This window comes from Dolichospermum sp. UHCC 0259 (assembly GCF_009711935.1).
Taxonomy (GTDB): domain Bacteria; phylum Cyanobacteriota; class Cyanobacteriia; order Cyanobacteriales; family Nostocaceae; genus Dolichospermum.
This window is the reverse complement of sequence record NZ_VIKX01000187.1, coordinates 154,196-175,337: the sequence shown is the minus strand read 5'-3', so window position 1 is coordinate 175,337 and position 21,142 is coordinate 154,196. Positions and strand designations below refer to the sequence as shown.

Annotated in this window: 20 protein-coding genes and 1 tRNA gene; 7 read left to right on the top strand and 14 right to left on the bottom strand. The window is 35.6% G+C overall.

Features of this window, described 5'->3' with window-relative positions; genetic code table 11:
• Positions 1-17: 17 nt before the first annotated feature.
• The 5 genes from FJR05_RS15285 to argF form a co-directional block, all read right to left on the bottom strand.
• Positions 18-233 (bottom strand): hypothetical protein, encoded by a 216-nt coding sequence (locus tag FJR05_RS15285; RefSeq protein WP_168644884.1) that lies wholly within the window; start codon positions 231-233, stop codon positions 18-20.
• Positions 234-330: 97 nt separating this feature from the next.
• Positions 331-933, bottom strand: coding sequence for a uracil-DNA glycosylase family protein (locus FJR05_RS15280; RefSeq protein ID WP_168644883.1), 603 nt, complete (start codon positions 931-933; stop codon positions 331-333).
• Between the two features lie 88 nt (positions 934-1,021).
• On the bottom strand, positions 1,022-2,503 hold the full coding sequence (locus FJR05_RS15275; RefSeq protein WP_168644882.1) for a DNA phosphorothioation system restriction enzyme: 1,482 nt from the start codon (positions 2,501-2,503) through the stop codon (positions 1,022-1,024).
• Between the two features lie 87 nt (positions 2,504-2,590).
• On the bottom strand, positions 2,591-3,196 hold the full coding sequence (lexA, locus tag FJR05_RS15270) for a transcriptional repressor LexA (RefSeq protein ID WP_168644881.1): 606 nt from the start codon (positions 3,194-3,196) through the stop codon (positions 2,591-2,593).
• Between the two features lie 171 nt (positions 3,197-3,367).
• On the bottom strand, positions 3,368-4,288 hold the full coding sequence (argF, locus tag FJR05_RS15265) for an ornithine carbamoyltransferase (protein WP_168644880.1): 921 nt from the start codon (positions 4,286-4,288) through the stop codon (positions 3,368-3,370).
• A 229-nt stretch (positions 4,289-4,517) separates the two neighbouring features.
• Here argF and FJR05_RS15260 point away from each other — a divergent pair.
• From FJR05_RS15260 to FJR05_RS15235, 6 genes are all read left to right on the top strand, one after another.
• Positions 4,518-4,589 (top strand) — tRNA-Thr (locus tag FJR05_RS15260).
• A 289-nt stretch (positions 4,590-4,878) separates the two neighbouring features.
• Positions 4,879-5,661 (top strand): TIGR04255 family protein, encoded by a 783-nt coding sequence (locus FJR05_RS15255; RefSeq protein ID WP_168644879.1) that lies wholly within the window; start codon positions 4,879-4,881, stop codon positions 5,659-5,661.
• A complete protein-coding gene (locus tag FJR05_RS15250; protein ID WP_168644878.1) occupies positions 5,661-6,308 on the top strand; it encodes a hypothetical protein in 648 nt (215 codons plus the stop codon). The genes FJR05_RS15255 and FJR05_RS15250 overlap by 1 nt, the downstream gene beginning before the upstream one ends.
• Positions 6,298-6,744 carry a HEPN domain-containing protein gene (locus FJR05_RS15245; protein WP_168644877.1) on the top strand — a complete coding sequence of 149 codons (447 nt, stop codon included), beginning with the start codon at positions 6,298-6,300 and terminating at the stop codon, positions 6,742-6,744. The genes FJR05_RS15250 and FJR05_RS15245 overlap by 11 nt, the downstream gene beginning before the upstream one ends.
• A 374-nt stretch (positions 6,745-7,118) precedes the next feature.
• A complete protein-coding gene (locus FJR05_RS15240; RefSeq protein WP_168644876.1) occupies positions 7,119-7,748 on the top strand; it encodes a hypothetical protein in 630 nt (209 codons plus the stop codon).
• Positions 7,749-7,941: 193 nt separating this feature from the next.
• Entirely contained in the window at positions 7,942-8,508 is a 567-nt protein-coding gene (locus FJR05_RS15235) for a hypothetical protein (RefSeq protein WP_168644875.1), read from the top strand.
• A 127-nt stretch (positions 8,509-8,635) separates the two neighbouring features.
• On the opposite strand, the gene FJR05_RS15230 is transcribed toward FJR05_RS15235, so the two are convergent.
• From FJR05_RS15230 to chlP, 4 genes are all read right to left on the bottom strand, one after another.
• The gene (locus FJR05_RS15230; RefSeq protein WP_168644874.1) at positions 8,636-9,001 is read right to left on the bottom strand and encodes a hypothetical protein; all 366 of its coding nucleotides are present in this window, start codon (positions 8,999-9,001) and stop codon (positions 8,636-8,638) included.
• A gap of 3 nt (positions 9,002-9,004) precedes the next feature.
• Positions 9,005-9,700 carry a hypothetical protein gene (locus FJR05_RS15225; protein ID WP_168644873.1) on the bottom strand — a complete coding sequence of 232 codons (696 nt, stop codon included), beginning with the start codon at positions 9,698-9,700 and terminating at the stop codon, positions 9,005-9,007.
• Positions 9,697-10,386 carry a hypothetical protein gene (locus tag FJR05_RS15220; protein ID WP_168644872.1) on the bottom strand — a complete coding sequence of 230 codons (690 nt, stop codon included), beginning with the start codon at positions 10,384-10,386 and terminating at the stop codon, positions 9,697-9,699. The genes FJR05_RS15225 and FJR05_RS15220 overlap by 4 nt, the downstream gene beginning before the upstream one ends.
• A 272-nt stretch (positions 10,387-10,658) precedes the next feature.
• On the bottom strand, positions 10,659-11,879 hold the full coding sequence (gene chlP / locus FJR05_RS15215) for a geranylgeranyl reductase (protein WP_168644871.1): 1,221 nt from the start codon (positions 11,877-11,879) through the stop codon (positions 10,659-10,661).
• A 190-nt stretch (positions 11,880-12,069) separates the two neighbouring features.
• Between chlP and yidD the strand changes: the two genes are divergently transcribed.
• Positions 12,070-12,570, top strand: a complete 501-nt coding sequence (gene yidD, locus FJR05_RS15210) for a membrane protein insertion efficiency factor YidD (RefSeq protein ID WP_168644870.1) — start codon at positions 12,070-12,072, stop codon at positions 12,568-12,570.
• Between the two features lie 116 nt (positions 12,571-12,686).
• Here yidD and FJR05_RS15205 read toward each other — a convergent pair whose 3' ends face one another.
• From FJR05_RS15205 to FJR05_RS15185, 5 genes are all read right to left on the bottom strand, one after another.
• On the bottom strand, positions 12,687-13,277 hold the full coding sequence (locus FJR05_RS15205) for a Uma2 family endonuclease (protein ID WP_168644869.1): 591 nt from the start codon (positions 13,275-13,277) through the stop codon (positions 12,687-12,689).
• Positions 13,278-13,425: 148 nt separating this feature from the next.
• Positions 13,426-14,217, bottom strand: a complete 792-nt coding sequence (locus tag FJR05_RS15200) for an SDR family oxidoreductase (RefSeq protein WP_168644868.1) — start codon at positions 14,215-14,217, stop codon at positions 13,426-13,428.
• Positions 14,218-14,411: 194 nt separating this feature from the next.
• Positions 14,412-15,926, bottom strand: a complete 1,515-nt coding sequence (locus tag FJR05_RS15195; RefSeq protein ID WP_168644867.1) for a thioester reductase domain-containing protein — start codon at positions 15,924-15,926, stop codon at positions 14,412-14,414.
• Between the two features lie 2 nt (positions 15,927-15,928).
• On the bottom strand, positions 15,929-17,599 hold the full coding sequence (locus FJR05_RS15190; protein ID WP_168644866.1) for a PfaD family polyunsaturated fatty acid/polyketide biosynthesis protein: 1,671 nt from the start codon (positions 17,597-17,599) through the stop codon (positions 15,929-15,931).
• Positions 17,600-17,823: 224 nt separating this feature from the next.
• Complete coding sequence (locus FJR05_RS15185; protein WP_168644865.1) at positions 17,824-21,138, bottom strand: type I polyketide synthase; 3,315 nt, start codon at positions 21,136-21,138, stop codon at positions 17,824-17,826.
• Between the last annotated feature and the right edge of the window lie 4 nt (positions 21,139-21,142).

The window sequence follows — 21,142 nt, the reverse complement described above, 5'->3', positions numbered from 1 at the left end:
ATAGAAATTGATATTTTTTAATCATCGCTGAGTAAAGGTTCAATCAAATCAACTAACTTTTCAAATTTAAACTGTTTCGCAAGTTTTGTTAAAGATTGAATAACAAAACTTTCTGTTTCGGGAATTTCCTTCACTAATTCTAGAACAAGTTGGGTATTTGCTTCTAAAGCAGCTTCATAGAATTTATGCCGTTGCTGAATTAGGGTATGAAATTGAAAAATCAATGATTTCAAACTCTTACTCTCTGTGACTGGAGTGCCTCTGCGTGGAAAAAATCATCCTCTTAATCAGCAACGCGGAAAAATCAACTAACACAATCCTTCTATAGTTTTAGATTCCCCATTCTTTTTTAATTGTTTTAATACTTTCCTTATAGAACTTTAATTTATTTTCGTGAGTTACGGGACCATCTATTATCTTTGCCAACACACGACGATTAGCATCTGATGGATGAGGAAGATATTTATGTTTAATTTCCAAGTTTATTTTATTGACAGCCTTTTCAGCTTTCCTGCCCCAAATAATTAATCCAACCGGATTAATTATATTCAATTCCCGCTTTAACAGTTGAATAAATCTTTCTTGATCTTCTTCTGGTAGTGATCTTCTCTTTGAATCATTAGGATTTTTAATCCACATTTTGTAAACATCCGTTAAATAGATCCGACAATTCAAATCCTTTAGCAGATCATAAATTATCTCAAAATAAAGTTTTGTATCACCTTCACGAGAATTTTTATGATGTAACCCATAAGGTGTGCCAACTTCCACCTCTTGACAAAGGTTGTGAGTGAGAGGATCTTGACCAATAATAGCAATTGTTGGTTTATTAACAGAATCATTTTTTAGTTCCATAAGACTAGGCAAGTCTACAGCAATGGCAGGTGAGTTTTGATAGTAGTCATTATGGAATTTTTCGTTCTGGGGTAACATTCACAACTGTTTCTATTGTTTTCATTACCTTTTATCCTCAACAATATTTACTAAATTATATCTTACTTTTTTTAGTCCATAAAATCAATTAAATATCCAATAACCCATATCGTTTTTGCAAAGCCAATAATTTCATCCTCGCTTCTCCAGCATTATCAGCTAAATCAGCAAATTCCACAAACCGTCGTAATTCCTTCTTTAATAAATTCCGTTCCACTTCAATAGTTTCTCTATCCAAATCTGGCGGTAAAACAATCATATCAAAAATAGTTGCCCGTTCCTTACCAGGGTGAGGACGTAGAACCCGTCCCCGACGTTGGATAAATTGGCGGGGATTTCCTGAACTTGATAAAATGACTGCGGTTTGAATTGCGGGAATATCTACACCTTCATCTAAACAGCGAATTGCGACTAAACCTTGTAATTCTCCACTTTCAAATTGACGACGTAAAGTTTCTCTTTCTTCTAAAGAAGTATTTGCTGTGTAGGTGCTAACTTTATAACCTAATTCTCCTCCCAAAAGTTGAGAAACGGCTTTGAGTTGACGCAGAGAATAACGTTGTCCGATTTCTTGTGAACCATCACTACAATAAAAGAGTGTATGAGTAGTTTCTCGACGAGTTGCCATTAATTCTTGCAAAGCTATTAATTTATTTTCCGCTGTGCCAATTAATCGCGCCCTTTGCATTAATAATGATTTGATATCTTCGTTGTCTTCAAAATCTCCTATTTCTCCCATTTCTCGATCTCGATAAAGAAGAGAACGCCCAATTTTTTTAGTTAATTTTAAATAAGCTATACTTTCATTTTCTGTTAATTCTACTAATACAGGATTATAGATATAATGAACTAATGCACCTTGGGAAATTGCATCCTGTAAGCTAAATTCAGGTTGAAGAATATTCCCAAAATAATCTAATAAAGATTCTGTGCCATCATCATCAAAATATCTTTCTGGTGTGGCTGATAAACCTAGACGTAAACCCACTTTTCGGGGTAAACTTTCCTCTAACTTCGGTGCGCCTAAATTATGGGCTTCATCACCAATAATTAATGTTTTTGGCGGAAAATATTTAAGTTGGGTTTGAAAACCATCACTAATTAAAGTCGAGTTAGTGGTAATTACCGTGACGAAATCTTGAGAACCAGAACACAGATTATAGATTTGTGTAGAAAGTTGACTTTGCCAACTGCGTAAATTATCAAATGCTAAAATCGGCTGTAAGTTAAATTTCTCACATTCTCTGCCCCATTGGGTAACAAGATGACGATAGGGACACACCACCAACAGGACTTGTAAACCAATTTGCTGGTACAATTCGCAAGCGATCGCTAATGCAGTAATAGTCTTCCCACTACCAGTAGCCATTTTTAATGTCCCCCTACCATGATTAGCAAACCAGCTAGTCACAGCTTGGCGTTGATATCCCCGCAATTGCAGAGACAAAGGCATTTTTGGACATCCCGGTAATGATTTCTTAATTTGATAACTGCCCCCTTTCTCCCCCACATAAGGTAATTTGAGTTTAAAAGTCGGCAATTTCGGTACTGCATTTTGCGTCAGGTACATAAATTTGCAAATTGGTGATTGGTAATTGGTGATTGGTAATTATCAGTAGTCACCTGTTTTTCACTTGCCACTGACTACTGACATCCTTTAGTTATAATTCCGCCAAATACCAACTAATGAACCTTGCACCTCTACCTCCATTGCTGGTACTTCTATGGGGAGATAATTTCGATTTGCAGGTTTAAGGGTGACAAGATCATCATCGCGGTAAAAACGTTTTAAAGTTGTTCCATGTCCTTCAACCCTCGCAGCCACAATAGTTCCATTTTTTAACTGATTGGGTTCAGCGACAGGGCGCAAAAATACCACATCACCATCTGCAATTAAATCTTCAATCATACTATCCCCAGCGACTCTTAAAGCATAGCTTTGGGGAGGTAATGATAAATTAGCCAAATCTAAATGTTCCACAGCATCTGTGAACGGTTCTATTAAACCACCGGCGGCAATAGTTCCTAAAATTGGTACACCTTGTTTAACAGGATGAAGTATGCGAAGAGTTCTCGCTCTACCTTCATTCCAGCCAATGTAGCCCTTATTGCGTAAATGTTCCAACCGACTTTGAATGGGGGCAGGAGATTTCAAATTCATCCCTTGCATCATTTGGCGAATTGATGGAGAATGTTGATTCAACCTGATATATTCTACCAACCATTCATATAGTTCTTTCTGAGGATCTGTGAGACGTTCCATAATTTTATCGGGAAGTAAATAATAAATGTCCCTAGAACATTGGTACTACAAAATTCTTCCCTTAACAAGCTTTTATTAAAAATTCATGTTAGTAGGTAATAGGGGACAGGGAAAAAATAACAACTGAATAATTCCCAATTCCCAGTCCCCAGTCCCCAGTCCCCAATACCGTTATTTTGCCCCAAGAATACTTGCAAGTAAAGCTTTTTGAGCGTGTAGGCGATTTTCTGCCTGATCCCAAACCCGTGATTGTGAACCTTCAATTACCTCTTCAGTAATTTCTTCACCACGATGGGCTGGTAAGCAGTGTAAAACAATTGCTTCTGGATCTGCAAGACTTAATAATTGTTCAGAAATTTGATAAGGTTGAAAAACAGGGAAGCGGTTATTGGCTTGTGTTTCTTGCCCCATGCTTGCCCAAACATCAGTGTAAAGTACGGATGCACCTTTTGCTGCTGCTTCAGGATCGTGAGTTAAGATAACTTCAGTTTTTTTATTAGCTATTTCCCTAGTTTTTTCCACAATTTCTGCATCGGGAGCATATCCTGAAGGAAAAGCGATTCTGACATTCATTCCCACCAAAGCACAACCCAACATCAGGGAATTAGCGACATTATTTCCATCACCGACATAGGTTAATGTTAAACCCGCCAAACTGCCAAATTTCTCTTGAATGGTGAGTAAATCTGCCAATATCTGACAGGGGTGTTCTAAATCCGTGAGGGCATTAATTACAGGAATTTTCGCATATTTGGCAAAAGTTTCCAACTCCTGTTGAGCAAAGGTGCGAATTGCTAAAACATCCAAATAACGATCTAACACCCTAGCAGTATCCTGGATAGGTTCTCCTCGACTCACTTGAGTGACATTAGGATGAAGATCAATTACCTGTCCCCCCAGTTGGTACATTGCGACTGTAAAACTGACTCTAGTGCGTGTTGAAGCTTTGGAAAATAACAAACCTAGAACCTTGTTACAATGCAACTTCAGTTTTTCTGACTTGAGTTGAGTAGCCAATTCCAGAAGTTCTTGCAGTTCCTCAGAACTCAGATCCGCTAGACTTAATAAATCTCTGCCTATCAATGCTGCCATGCTTGATTATCTCTAAAGAACAAATGTTCCTGCGCTTTGGTATAGCCGTGTCACCAGGAATACTCCAATTGCACTGTACCAAATATTTTTGCATCAATCTACAGCACGGCGGCTAGTTTTAGCGATTCTTGGCAACTTGAAAAATATTTTGCTTACCCTCTAGACAAATGATATGGCTATGCTATAATATGAAATCGGTGAGGCAATTAAAAACTTTCTTACCCAAACCGCCAGCATAGCACAGTGGTAGTGCATCCGACTTGTAATCGGAAGGTCGTAGGTTCAAATCCAACTGCTGGCCTTTATTATTAAATACACATTCTCTGTTGTTAGTGTGGTTTGCGATCGCTTCCCTAGATAAAGGTAAAACTGTAATTCTTGTCTAACTAGATGTTATTTATCAACATTTATCTCTGGAACTAGGAAAAAACTAAGACTCTTATATATAAAGCAGATACACTTTACTTGAAACTGTTACAACTATCAGGATGCGATCGCCTACTGTACTTACAATATATGGTTAATAAAATATGCAAGATAATTAGCCTTGTGAGTTAAGATAAAAGAGTGTAAGAAATCATAGTTTAAAAATGATACGAGAAAACTTAACAAACAAACCTCTTGTCGAGGCAATATTTGAGATTAGATGGTATGTAGAACAACCACAATTAATAGGTGGTGATCCTAATACTCAACTAATACTTGGCAGATTATTTGACAGAATAAATGAGAATTATCCCGTATATGAACAATTGCCCTTTGCTTCTATTCCTGAGCAAATGGCAGAAGGTATTATTAAACATAGATTCAAGAGTAATAAAGGTTGGCCTCTAGTACAATTAGGTAATGGAGTTTTAACAGTTAATGATACAGAAAATTATATTTGGCAAGATTTCAAAAAACGAATCATTGAAGTTGTAGATAATTTGTATATAGTGCATCCAAGTAAAGATAAATTTCGTCCACGTCATCTCATATTAAAATATATTGATGCTATAGATTTAAACTTAAAAGAAAATGAATTTTATGAATTTTTAAAAAATAAAATGAAAATAGAATTAAATTTAAATCCTTTACTTTTCGAGAAGACATTAGTAAAAAATAATCCCATACAATTAGATTTACAATTTGCCTTTAACTCTGAAAATCCTAAAGGAATTGTAAATTTCAGAATTGTTAAAGGGCAAAAGTTGGATAATCAGACAAATTTACCCAGTGATGCTTTAATATGGGAAATTACTATTCAATCAATTGCACCTGATTTACCGGAAATTCCTGCCAACTTAGATAAATGGCTGGAAAATGCTCACTCAGTTTGTCATAATTGGTTTTTCACATTAGTTGATGGTGATTTATTAAGGAGTTTTGAATAATGACTAACAATGGTAATTTTCACATTGATAATAGGAGAAATAAATTAAAGGAATTAGAAAGAAATGTTCAAAGCCATTTCTCACTTGGTCTATCTACAAACAATAAACTAAAACTTAATCCATATCCAATATATTGGGATATAGAAAATGAAACAGTAGAGTTAGCTGCTTGTTTGTTATATAGAAACAAAAATCAGAATGAACACCGTACAAATCCTTCCATAAAAAGCATACAAACTAACTTATTAGCAGGTTCTTATTTTTCAACAGACATATCTAATCACGTAATTAATAATAGTTCTGTTGCTTTATTAAATAATTTTTTCAGTGAAATTAAAAATCTATACACTTTGATTCATCCAGGAGAAATATTCAAGTATTTGCATGAAAAAACAAATTTAATTCATTTATTAATAGAAGCTCATGAACAAATCAAAAATATTTTTAATAATGAAAAAAATGTGCTGAGGTTTGCCTATGATCCAGAAATTATTGGTTGGCAAAAATTAATTATTGATATTCACACCAACCTTGATGTAGATGAAGCATTTGATAAATTAAAGATGCTGGATAACATTTGGTGGTTAGATGTCTCTTTTAAATTCGGTAATGATTTAGAAATTAATATTAGTTTTGATGAAATTTAATTGGGCTGAATATCTTGAACTAGCCAAAGAACTAGCTGATATAAATTCTACCATTTCTAGTGATTCAGAAACAGATTCTAAATCCACAATATCTGAAGCAAAACTACGTTCATCTATAAGTAGAGCCTATTATGCTGCCTTTTGTATAGCTAGAAATTATTTACGAGATGTTTTACATGAGCCAAGATTGTCAAAAGCCAGAACTGGTGATATCAATGAACACCAATTTGTGGCAGATGAATTTAGATGTAATAAATCAAAAAATAAAAAAATGATAGAAATAGGAAATGATTTAGGTCGGCTTAGGCAATCTAGAAATAAAGCAGATTATGATGACACTATATATACTTTAGAGAAAGAGGTGAAATTTTCGTTGAAAATAGCTCAAAATATTATTGAAAAAATCACAGAATTAATTCAAGATGCAAGCAAGTAAATTACTATTTTTAGTATTGACTTTTATTCAGTACCCATATCATTCAATAAATATTTTTAAATTTCAGAATATCAAAAATATCTGTAGAACAAACAATCAAACCACATTGCCGCATTTTGCACCATTTGAGAAATTCAAAAAGTGGGCATAGCTGCTGGTTATAGACTATGCTGCACTGAGGGAATAACGAATCATTATCCATTTATTTTGTCCTCATTGACGTGAAGCGATTCCTGGAGTCGCATCTCTGGATGAAGGTAAACCTGTAATTCCTGTATGGTTAGATGTTATTTATCAAGATTTGGTGGTTAAGCTAGAAAAACAATCGGTGAACTAATTAACCATCGGTCTTTTAATTGTTAAGGAGAAAACAGATGAAACTTGACTGCAACTTTGAAATTAACAACAATATAATTCGTTCAGAAACTTATCTTGAGCAAAAACCAGATGATTGCTCTATTGTAGCGACTGTATTTCCTTGTGAAATTATCTCTGATTTCACTTCAGATTGTTCCCTAGAAAGTATGATAGACTCTTCAGATTTATTGTTAGATAAGACATCAGGCATAATTTCTGAAGAGAGAACTAAACACTGCATCAAAGGAAATACTCAAGAATACAAAGTGAAGTTACCCTCTGCTAAATTAGTATCAAAAAATCCTCCTAAACCTCAAGATACAGTTTTAGTACAAGTTTATTTAACTAATATTCCATATCCTTTTAAACCTTTGATTCTTACTCGTGAAGAAGAGGGAAAAGAACCAGAAATTTATCAAACAGACTTTACAGCAATTAAGATTACAGGGCAACCTAAAATTGTTATAAAACCTCATTCGGAAGGAGCTATAAGTCATCTACTAGAAGTAGATGAAGTTACTTATGCTGACTTAGAAAATGTTATTGAGGTAATTGATTCTATTTGTTTTCTGATTTCTTTTGCCTCTGGGCGTATGTGTTCAATTGCGAGAATCCAAGTTTTACATGATACAAAAATAAGTAGGTAAACATAATAAAACCAATATATGTTTAGTTTTGTGAAACCCGTAAAACAACCTATTTGTAAGGCATTCATTGAATTTACATTTCGTCACATACCTTTAAATTTTTCGGTTTACCTACTTAGTCCATTTAGAATATATCTCACCTGAGAATACAAAATTAAAAGAAGGTAATAAAGTAATTTATCGTGAAGAAGATGTGATTCAATTTATTGAATCTACTTATACTGATTATATATCAAATGTTAATATTTATAAATTGAAAAAACTAATTACATTGGGTATTTTAGCTAAAAATACACCCTATTTAGAAAATAAAACAATATTAATGTGTAATTTCCTTGAAATTTTACGATACAATCATGCTATTTCTTGTCCTAATAAGTTTATTAAAAAACAAGAAGATTGTTTTTACTGGGCAGATGGCAGAAATCCTAATGAGGTTTCTTTTAATAAAATTCTAAAGGATTTTTGTAAGACAAATAATTTGCAGTTTGAATATTTTATAGATATACGTAATACAATAGTACATCAAGGAGAAGTAATTGGTAATAATCTTGATAAAAAAAGAGAAAATTATTTAAGACTTCACCATTTTTGTGATCGAGTGATACTTACACTTTTAAAGTGGGATGAAGTATCAGGGTATTATATTCCAATTAATAAACAACAATACAAACCTATGAACGGCATAGCGGTAAACCGAATTAAATTTAATCGAAAGCTAGTAGGTCAAAACTCGACGATTTTCAATATATTCCTATAGGTAGATTAGTAAAAATATAAGAACGTAAAAACCCTTTGACATTAATTTTTCAAGTTGTCATTTAATTTGGCAAACAACAATTCAATATAAAGTCTTTATAGGTTAACTTCAAATATGAGAGTAGCAATTAACTAGGCTCATCTTCAGACGGATAAATTTCTACCTCACAGTTAGTAGCTAAAAATTTAGCAATTGATTTAGTTTTCTTTCCTAAAATTACAGCATGAGCATCATTACCATCAACAGGATCATGTTTTACCTCTAGACCTTTTTCTATAACTAATTCCGCAGGTATAGAAACAACAGCATTTTTACCTATTTTCTTGGCTCTATCATAACTTTCTTCTATCGTTGTTAAACACAATATATCAACAGACATTTCATCATCTTTAAAAGCTGCTGAAGTTGGTCTTTTTTCATCCCAATCAAATTGACCAGGATGAAGCCATCTCAACAGCTTGTCAGAAGAGTTAACTTGATGAGGTTTAGCCATTTATCAGTAATCAAAATTAAATAGCCAATCTAGTATAGGATACAACTCATCTAAATTGAACTCTCCTTCAACTTCTGAATCACCTTCAGTCTTCAAAAACTCAAAAGCAGACTGGTTTGATTTGGAAACATAAATTTCTAGTTGTTTATTGGGGAAGCGTTTACCTGACCACTCAAATAAAATCATACCATCAGAGCAAGGAGCGACAAATGGCTCAATCTTGCTAAAATTAATCCCTCTATCAATACAATAACTGTGAAGGTGGGAGTACAGAGTTATGGCTAAATCAACCTGTTGTTTAGAAAATTTAGGGGCATTATAACCATCCCATTTATCCTCTAAATCTGACAAATGAATAATTCTCTGATAGGCATTTCTGTTTTTTCGCCAATCAAATTCTTCTTGTTTACGTAAATCAATAAATGATGCTTCATTATTTATTGTATAAACACCACTAAAAGATACAGTTGAACCAATAACACGAGTTAAATCAATAGCAATAACACCAGTTAAACCAATAGCACTAAAAGATGATAAATTTAAAGCAGCTTTTGCCACAGGCACAGGTAAAATTCGAGGAATGGCATAATTCTTAAATGTATCAAAATAGATAATTTGTCTGCCAATGCTGGGGATGGAAGCAGTATTATATTGCTGTGTATTTTTATTGTAGGTGTTGTCCCAAGTGCTTGTGTTCATGATTTTTCCTCGAAGTCAACTAAGAAATCTTCTTCAATGAAAGAAATAAAATTATTTAAATCAGACTGATATGATTGTATAACTTTTTTGAGATGAGTGGTTTTTTCTTGAAGATTAATACCTATTAATTGTCGGTGGAAATTAGCCGCAAAAGTCATAATTGGTGTTTGCTCATTATTAGGTAGATTTTGCATCAAAGCTTCCTGAATAGCAATAGTGAGATTACTGTCTTCAAATTGATAAACAAACTGAACAACTGTATGAGGAGATTTTCCTAGAAAATTTTTCCATTTACCAGCAGCTATCAATTTAGTTAAAACAATATCTTGCTCTTTATCTTTTTGTTCAACCAAAATATGAGCATTAACATTAATTCCTATTGCTTGATAATTAAGATTAGGAACTACATCCACAAATTTACTACTAATTTCTGGTATTTTATAAATTTTTTCAGTATCAATAAACTCCCCAAATGAAATTTTATCTGGTTGAGCTACAATATTAACTCCATTTTTATAAACCACTTGAGACACAGGAGGAGTACAGATTGGCGGCATTGCTAACTCCCAGTCATCAGGTACAATATGGTTGTACTTCAAAAAGTCAGGATTTAAAATAGATGGGTTAGCGTTTTCTGCCACCAACACCATTGAAAAGTCTCGAACCTCCACATTTTTACTGAGCATTAGATAACCCAACCTCACTATAAGCCAAAATACTCAAGCAGCACTAAACAATCTTACCCTCCCAAGCAGTTGCGATCACACTACTCAATCAGAGGAATAAAGCTCGGCTGCCAACTACCTCAATGCTATATCTATATCGTCCCAAAAATGTACTAATTGACAGGAAAATTATAACTAATTTTCCAACAAAACTTTTCCCGTCTGCCGATATAGAAACCGACCCAAAAAAAAAGAAGCCTAGAAACGAATTTCTGGCTTCTGATTTCCTATATTTAGGGTGCAAGGGCGTTACCACGAATTAAACTACCAAGGGTTTTGGCAGTAATTTTTAACTGGGTGAAGGGGTTAGCGGGAACTACAGTTTTATAGAGATAACTGTCAAAAGTTAGCTTTTGTACGTCCATGTCATCACACATTTCTACAAATGCTTCGCGGGTAGCATCGGAACGGTAGAAGACGTTTTGAAGAATGTCTAATACTTTGTAGGTGAGTCCGTATTTCTTATCCCAACGTTTGAGGTATACCTTGAGGTCGGCTTCGGTGGGAATCCGCGCCCCACCGTTAGCTGCTTCCACAATGGCTTCAGCGCACATTCTACCGGATTTAGCCGCGAAGTAGATACCTTCCCCGGAAGACTTGGTAACATAACCAGCAGCATCTCCTACCAAGGCGATGCGACCGACAACGCGACGGGGGCGGGGATGTTCGGGAATGGGGTGTGCCTCGATTTTGATGATTTCACCACCAGCGAGTTTTTCCGCAGCACGGGCGCGAATACCAGTTTGGAATTGTTTAATTCTGGCTTTGTTGATGTGCATTGTGCCAGTACCGACGGCTACGTGATCGTGTTTGGGGAATACCCAAGCGTAGAAGTCGGTGGAAACATCATCGCCAACGTACATTTCGGCGAGGTCGTTGTAATAGTCCATTTTGTCCTGGGGAAGACGAATGCGTTCTTGGAAGGCGATCGCATAATTGTAATCACCAGCCCCCATATCCTTAGCAATACGGGAGTTTGCCCCATCTGCACCAACGATTAAATCCACCTTCAGGGTTTTAGTAACGCCCTGCGCCCCTTCTCCTGTGTGGTCAACGTAGTGGATTGTATAGGGTTCAGAATTGCCGGCAGGGATATCAACTTTATGAACAGTGGCGTTAATTAAATTTGCCCCTAATTTTGCCGCCCGGTCTCGCAAGAAACCATCCAGCACTTCGCGGCGGCACATTCCTATATATTCTTCTTCATTTATCAGATTGATATCAACTTCACGATTGGAAGGAGAAATCATTTTCATCTTCCGTACCCGACGGTCAATAATTGCTGGTGGTAAGTCAAACTCACTCACCATACAGAGGGGAATAGCACCCCCACAAGGCTTGGCGTAATCTAACTTGCGCTCAAACAAATAGGTTTCAATCCCAGCTTTAGCTAGGGTTTCGGCAGCGCATGAACCCGCAGGTCCCGAACCCACAACAGCAACCCGTAGTGTCAAAGGTTTTCTCCCAATTATAAATATTTTCCCAAAGTATCCTATCACGGACTTTTGGCTGAATTTTCGATTAAGGTTCAAGTTTTGACAGAAATGCAATATTCCTTAATATTTCGACATGAAAACCGTGTCTTTTATATCTTATGAGTAAGTATTAATCAATGGTAACTAAAAGAATTACTAATCATTAAATATGCAAATTTCTCTATTTGATAGTTTTTCCCGCCGCATAGGTGTAACAGCTATTACAGGCTATCAAAGATATATTTCTCCCTATAAAGGGTTTAGATGCGCTCATCGCGTCTTACATGGTGGAGAATCTTGTTCTGGGTATGTAAAACGACAAATTGCTGAATATGGGTTAACAGACGCTTTTGTCAAGTCTAAGAAAAGATTTCAAGCTTGTACAGAGGCTAATCGGATTTTGCGATCGCAAATTGACAACCCCGAATTACCAGAAGAAAATGAAGAAGCAGCGACACCAAATACTAAAACAGCAACCATAAAAACTCCTCGAAATTCCTCATTTCTTAATAATGATGGCACTAACTGTCTTGATTGTGCGGATTTGAGTTGTAATTGTGTTGAATTGACCAATATAGCTCCTGATTGTAGCAGTATTGCTCATTGTAATTCGTTGGATTGTAGTGCTTTAGATTGCAGTGCTTTAGATTGTGGAGGATGTAGTTGGTAAGTTCTACTTACTTATCTTCCTGCATACTTCTCACAATTTTTATGACAATTTTTCTTGGAATAAACCTCACACACTTTGACAGAATTTTATTCATACCGCCAGGAAATACATAATGATTATTCTTGATTTTCATTGCTTTGGGTAAAATTTACCTGTTCATATATTTCATTTAAAGCAATCTGAAAATCTATAGTTTGTAATGTTAAAACATCTGATTCCAATTCCAATTCTGTGAATATCCATTTACCATCATTTGTTTTCACATATTGCATAACATGATATTGATATTGATTGATTAAAATGTATTCTTTAAATTCAGGTATAGAACGATAATACATAAATTTATCACTTTGGTCATAATTACTAGTTGATTTAGATGAAACTTCAGCAATTAATAAAGGATTCATCACAGTGGTAGTATTTTCAGTAGAATAAATAGGTTCTCCTTGAATTATCATCACATCAGGGTATGTATGTTGACGATAACGCGGTATCCACAAGCGCACATCACCAATATAAACGTCATAGTTTTTCTTTCTTAATCCGTATTTTAAGGAAGCTGCGAAATTAAGAGCTATTTTATTATGATTTGTTGTTCCTCCAGTCATAGCTATAATTTCTCCATCTCGATATTCGCTTTTATACTCTGCTTGTTCTTCGAGTTCTAAGTATTCTTCTGGGGTGTAATATCGTGTTTGTGTTTGCATAATATCAACAGAGAGTTAATGATTGTGATATTAGTAATATTCTATCATGGTCTAATTTTAGATTGGTTTTGTGAATGCGGCTGAGATTTTAACTTTCACAAGATTACGAAAAACCTAAATGTGTAAGGGTTTAGCTCATGCTTTACCCCTACTTCTCTTCTTGCATACTTCTGACTATTTTTGTGACAAGTTTTCTAGGAATAAACCGTACACATTTTGACATCATTTTATTCATAAAACCAGGAATAACAATTGTTTTTCCTCGCATTAACCCATCATATCCCATCTGAGCGACAGTTTCCGCATCCATCATATTTTTCCCCTTCAGCATCTTAGAATCTGCCATGCCGGTTCTTTCATGAAAAGCAGATGCTGTTGAACCTGGACAAAGAACTGTGACGGTGACACCTGTACCTTCTAATTCATTAGCGATCGCTTCGGAAAATGATAAAATATAAGCTTTAGTGGCAAAATACACCGCCATTAACGGACCTGGTTGAAATGCAGCCGCAGAAGAAACATTTAATATCTTTCCATAACCTTGTTTAACCATTTCTTTGAGAAACAACTTAGTTAAATGGGTAAGACAAACTAAATTTACCTGCAACATTTCCAGTTCAGTCTTGAGATTAGTTTCATTAAATAAACCATACGTACCAAACCCAGCATTATTTACTAAAATATCAACTTTAATACCAGTTTGTTGTAACTCCGTGAAAATTTCTTCAGGAGATGTAGATATAGATAAATCTTTAATAATAGGTTTAACAGAAATTCTAAACTCTTCTGCAAAATCAATAGCTATTTTGGTGATTTTTTCTGCTAGTCTATCTACCAACACTAGATTATAATTATTATGAGCAAAAATACGAGCTAATTGATAACCAATACCATTAGCTGCACCCGTGATCAAAACTGTTCCCTGACATTTTGTGTTCATTTTAAGAAAAGTGAGTTAGCTGGAATTGGCACTGATAAATTGTGCCAACGCCCTTACATTATAACAAATAAAAATTAAGCTGCATATAATAAGATTTCCAGAATAATTGACCGCAGATAAACGCAGATGAACGCGGATAAATACGGATAAAATCTGGATTTCATAATTATGTGCAGCTTCACCTAAACTTGATATTAAGCAAGACTTAAGAAACCAGTTTGTACTAAGTAAGATGTGTAAGTCATCAACAATTGAGAATCAATTGGAGGACAAACAATAGAACTGCCTTTGAGTGCTGCTAGAGTTGCTTCACAACTGATAATTGGTCTTCTGGCCTGTAAATACAAATCAGGAATGGTGATTTGTTCATCAGACCAACGTTCTAGTAAAAATGGACGCAAAGTATATAAAGGATTGTCTTGAGATGTGACATTATTAATTAACTCTGCTTGCCACTCTTCGTAGGGAATCATCTTCAGTGAAAATCCAAAAGAACGCACCCAATCAACTAAAGATTTTAAGGAAGCAGGTTGGGGATGTTGTAAATGGAAAGCCTTACCTACTGATGTTTCTTGTCGAGACAGATAAACAACAGATTTGCTCACATAATCAACCGGAGACATATCTAACATATAATCTACATCAGGGAAAGAACCCATTTGTAGACAACCTTTAATCATCAAATTAATGAAATCATGGGTATTACAAATTCCAGTTTGGCTATCTCCAGAAATTAAAGGAGGTCTGTGAATAGTAATAGGTAATCCTCGACTACCAGCAATTTTCACTAATTTTTCTGCCACCCATTTAGTTTGGGAATAACCGAGGAAAATACCTTCCCAATCATGGAAATCATCATCTTCTTTAACTAGCTTACCAGCATAAGCACTGGATTCAAAAACAGCCACACTAGAAACATAATGCAATGGCTTAACTTTAGTTTGACAAGCTAAACGCAAAACTTCCTGTGTTCCTAAAACATTCGCTGTTTTTAATGCTGAGTAAGGATAAACATAATTCAGCAAAGCTGCACTATGATAAATGGTATCAATATTAGCAGCTAGATTTTGAAATTGTTCTGCATTAATTCCTAAATGTGGCTGTGCTAAGTCACCAATAATGGGGATAATTCGGCTACTATAATGATCTTGCCAAATTCCATATTGTTGCAAATTATTTTCTAATTTGCTTTTCCCTGCTTCTACATTATCCGCACGGACTAAACAATAAAGATTTGCGTCCGATACTTCTAGTAATTCCTTGATAATAAAAGCCCCTAAATAACCTGTTCCCCCGGTTAAAAAGATGTTTTTAGGATTAGTAACAGAAACAGCAGTACCTATGGGTTGAATAGTGGGGTCTAGAACAGCTTCCGCAGCTAAATCTAACAGAGGAGGAGCAAAACTAACCGGAGAATTTGTGCCTGAGCCTGCATCTTTCACTTGAGAATCATCACCTGATTCGTCTGCTAAACGCCCAGAAAGAGCCGCAATATTGGGATAATGCCAAAGTAAAATAGGAGAAGGTTTAAAACCTAGCAATTCTTCTAATTTACTAATAATCATCATGGCTTGAGCAGAATCCAAACCATAATTTTCTAAGTTTTCATTAACATCAATTTCTGATGTTTCAACTCCCACAACTTCCGCAAGATGAGAAACTAGAAATGCTTGAATACTTTCAGCACTATGAGACTGTTTTAAATTCATTTTTACTTCTCCAATGTAGAAGGAATTGGTTGATATTGACTGTAATAAGCAGGCATTTGTAAACCCTGCATTTTTAAACTGTGACTACGATATAAAAATGCTGTCCCCTTCATAATTTGGTCAGCAACATCAACAACATGACGCTGATCATATTCTGACAAATATGAACCACGCACCCAGTCATTGAAACCACCCATAGCTGGTCCGCACCATATTTGATAATCAACTTCCCGACCTTTTTCACCAGAGCTAGACCAGCGAGAAGATAATCCTAAATACCAGCGAAAGATTACCGCCATTTTTAATTTAGGATTATTAACAGCTTTACCCAATTTTTCAGGATTCTTTTGGGATAAATAAGCCGCTGCACCTTCCCAAACTTCCGCAATACTTTTACGGAAAATCTGTTTTTCTAACTTATCTTTTTCTGCTGCGGGAATCTGTTCAATAGAGTCGTAAGTGCGATACAATTCATACAGTTTTTGCGCTCGCATGGGGAACATTGTCCCCCGTTTGAGAACTTGTAATTTGACTCCCATTTCAAACATATCGGCTGCGGGAGCCATTGTCATATCTGCCATTTCTGCTTGTGCTAATAACTTTTTAGTATGTTCACAAGCACCAGATTCCACACAAGATTGATTAATTGAACCAGTCATTATATAGGCAGCACCCATCATAAAACCGGCTAATGCTGCTTCTGGTGTACCAATACCTCCAGCCACACCAACTCTAATCGGAACTGAGTAATTATATTGCCTTTGAATTTCATCTCGGAGGGCAACAATTGAAGGTAATAAACATACTAAAGGACGATTATCTGTATGACCACCAGAATCAGCTTCAACGGTAATATCATCAGCCATTGGCACTTGTCTAGCCAAATTAGCTTGCAATTCAGTAATTAGTCCTTGCTCAAGTAATTCTTTGAGGATTCGTTCTGGTGCGGGTTGTAAAAATTTAGTGGCAACTTCCCGACGAGAAACTTTAGCTATTACCTTATTTCTGATATCAATTTGATTAGCGGCATTTAATCTTAACCCAGCAACTCGATAATAAACGATGTTAGCAGTTAAGTCTAAAAATGCTGATGCTTCTACCGTTCTGACACCATATTTCAGATATAAATCTACAGCGCGGCGTTCAATTGCTGGTTCGTTAGGACTGTGAATTAAATTAAAAGCATAAGGTCCATTAGGTAACGCTTCTTGAATAGTGTTAATCGCAGTTTCTAACCGTTCTGGAAGTAAACCACCTGCACCAAAGGAACTTAAAATTTTCTCTTTTCCGAGTGCAATTACCATTTCTTCGGAAGCAATACCTCCAGCCATTGCTCCTGTCATATAGGCATATTTTACACCATAAGCAGCGAGAAAACTAGGGTCGCCAAGTTGTTGTAATCGTAGGGGTGGAAGTGAGATTAAAAGTTCTGCTTGTCCAGATGAACCATTATCAGCAGGTGCTAAATAACCATCGTTAGTAGCACCAATTCTTCCTGCTATTTTAATAATATAACAAGGTTTATCTGATGTTAAAAGTTTATCTTTGATGGCACTTTTTTCAAAGCTCACACAATCTAATAAACCTTTCCAAATTTGGTTTTGATGATGATTGCAGGTGAAAAAACCTAGTCCATTATCATGTTTATTTAGTACCGTCTCGATTGTTGTCACGGTAATTATTCCTCAGTTTATAAGCAAGAGATTTGAAATGGAAGTAAGAATTAAGGAGTTTACAGGAAGGAAGATAGGTAATGAACCACGAAGGAACGAAGTACACGAAGGAAGAATAGAAGAAGGAAGAGAAGAAGATATTTAATATTACTCTAGGAAGGGAGTAATGGAAATCCAAGATTCTTCCTTCTGTTTTAATCCGGTTTGAATGACTTCTTAAATGGTTATTTTTCTTCGTTGAGTAGGTTTTGAGCGCAAGCTAGTTGCAATTGAATGATTTCGCTCATTTGTTGACTAAAATCTTGTCTAGCTGCTAAGAAACTTGTGTGTGTTTTAGTTAATTTGGCAGTGTTGTTACTCAGGTTTTGATACTGAGCAATTTTTAAATCATTCATGCTAATTTTTCCACTAGATTCTTGATTTATGTTTTGCTTAATGATTTTTGTTGACTCAAAGAATTTTAGTTTCTTTGACAATTCCAAACCGTTCTCCATGATCGTTTTCATGGTATTTTTCTGTATCTTGGGTTGGGGTTTGGGATAAATTTCTGTAGGTGCTATTTTCTCCGATGTCTGTAGGGAATTGGTGATTTTATACTCTTGATGAGTAAAAAATGTTTGCTTTTGGCTATTAGCAAAAATTTGGCGATTTTCTGCATTTAAAATTGCAGAAATCATGGATTTACCACCTAATGTAACTTTTCTCAGTGCAGCTTTTTTTTGTTGGGTATTTTCTGAGGATAAGTTATACAAAGGAGCGAGATTCAAGTTTACTTGATGACTCAATAGTTTTGCTAATGCTTTAATTAGGGAGGTATGATCATCTGTACCCCGTCGGTTTAGGGATACGGTAAGATGTTCTTGATTAGCTAGATTTTTATCTATCCAACGTGAACAAATACCACCAGCACCGGCTTCAATAAAGATTTTTGCACCGTCACTATAGACGCGATTAACTAAGCGGGGAAAGTCGAGTTGTTGACATAATCCTGTGGCAATATTGTGAGCAATTTGTTTACTTTCAAGTTCAATTGATTGATATTCAGCGGAGGAGTAAAACTTAATTCCGGGTATTTTTTGCGCTGGTATGGTGTATAATTTTTCTAGTTCTTGAGATTCTGATTGCATTGCTTGACAATGAATCACATGATCAAAAGGAGCAGGAAAAGAATTACAACCCAGGGTTTTAATTACTCGTTCACAAGCTGCTGGTTCTCCGGCAATTAATACTTCTTCTGATGTATTAATTTGTGTCAAGTAAACGCGAGTTTCATTTTTTAAACATTCTCTAACTTGGGCTGGAGTAGCCATAAGAACGTAGTTAGCCCATAACTTATTCTCTGGAATTGTGTCAGTTTTTGGTAGTCCCCAATATTCACGGACAGCATTTTTTTGACCTGATAATCTATCTCCAAATAATGCTGATGAGTTAAAGGTGTGACTGACTTCATAAAAATTGCTCCATACTCCTTGAGCAACCATCATGCTAGTTTCACCTAAACTATATCCGAAAATATATTTAGGTTTAATGTTAAAATCTTCGGTGATAATTGTGGAGATTAATCTAGTAAAAAGCACTTCTGCTTCAAACATTGCCCAGGAATCATCCAACAATTTCTTTTCTAATGTTTCTAATTGTCGAGTTGATAATTTACTCAAACTTCTCGGAAATACCAGTTTTTCCACATCTGCGGCTCGTTCGTAAAGGCTTTTGATAATCACATCATCAAAGACTTTAGGAAATAGACGGAAAAGACTTCTACCAATACCCAAATAAGTATTAACAGCAGCGGGATAAATAAAGGCAATTTCTCCATCTTTACCTAGTGGTTTAGGTGTGAAGTAACTACCTATGGGAGTTTGCCAATCTTTGCCATTTGCAAAGGCATTAGTTACACCTTTTTTAGCAGAATTAATTTCTTTAATTAATTCTTTTTGGTTGCGTCCCGTTAGGGAAAGTGTATATTTGCTGTCAGAGTTTTGTTGAAATTTAACAAAGGTTTGACTCGCAATATTTTTGAGAGAATCAGCATTTTCAATTGTTGCTTCCAAATGATCCAATGCTGCTAATAAGCTAGATTGATCATCTGCGGCAATGGGTAATAAATGCAAAGGTCTGGATTCTAAATATTTACTGGTGCGTTCTGGTTGTTGGGTTTCTTCTGATAAAATAACATGAGCAAAAGAACCGTCACAACCAATACTATTAATTGCAGAAATTCGAGATTTGACTTCTTTTTGCAAAAACCAAGGTCTAGACTCAGTAGCAACATAGAAAGGACTACCTTCCCATACTTGCGGTGTTTTCACACCAGACCAATTGGGTGTTCCAGGAATATATCTGTGATAAATACTCAGTGCAGTTTTAATTAAACTGGCAATTCCAGACGCAACGAAGGTATGACCAATATTGGATTTAACGCTACCTATAGCGCAGTGTAAACCATCTCCAACGGCAGGATAAGCTTGGAGGATACCGTTAATTTCAGCTTCGTCTTCTGTGGGAATACCACTAGCGCAGACTTCCAAATAATTGACTTTTGTGGGTTCAATACCAGCTTGTTGAAAAGCTTGTTGACAAACTTGGGTAATGGTATGGCTATCTACAGCCATTGAGGGAGATTGACCAATGCTAATACCATTAATTACTGCATAGATACGTTCATTGTTTGCTAACGCCGTATCATGACGTTTAAGAACTACTGCACCTGCACCTTCTCCCACATTCCAACCATTGGCTTTTTCGTCAAAACTTAAAGTATTGACTCCTGTATTAATTTTACCAAATTGACTTCGTAATAAGACATTTTCTACACCTCCTGCTAAGTCAACAGCACCGACAACGACAGCATCTACTTCATGAGTATCTAGCAACATTTGTGCTAATTCTAAGGCTTTGAAAGCGGCTGTTTCGACGGCACTAATTGTAAAAGATGGACCAGATAAATTCCATAAAGAAGAAATTCGACTGGCCATAATGTTGGTAACGTGACTGAGATATTCACTAAGTTCAACTTGATTGTGAATACTATCTTGAACAATGCCTTCTAATTGATTAATTTTTTCCGGTGATAAAGCAATTTCTGCCCCATTCAAACCATCTTTTATTTGCCAAGATGAATTCCATCTTTGCTGGAGTTTGTGTACAGATAATTCTGTATCTGCGGCAATGATTACCGCTACGTTACTATTAGGTGAAATTCCCGCATCTTTGAGGGCGTGGTCAGCAACCCTTAATAATAAAAGTTGTTGAGAGTTGATTTTCTCAACTTCATTAGGAGGAATTTTGTAAGCTAAAGTATCAACTTCAAAGTTATCAATGTACGCTCCTTGGGGGACTTTTCCCGCTTCTAAACCATACTCTCGAAGTAAAGTTTCTTGCTCATTAATACCATGCCATCTTTGTTCTGGTAGAGGGATAAAATGCTGTTTTCCATCGTAAATACTGCTCTCGAAGGCATCTAATTCTTGACATTCACCAAAAAAGGCATCCATTCCTACAATTGCCATTTTTGCGGTCTTGTTTTGCTGAATATTCATTTGC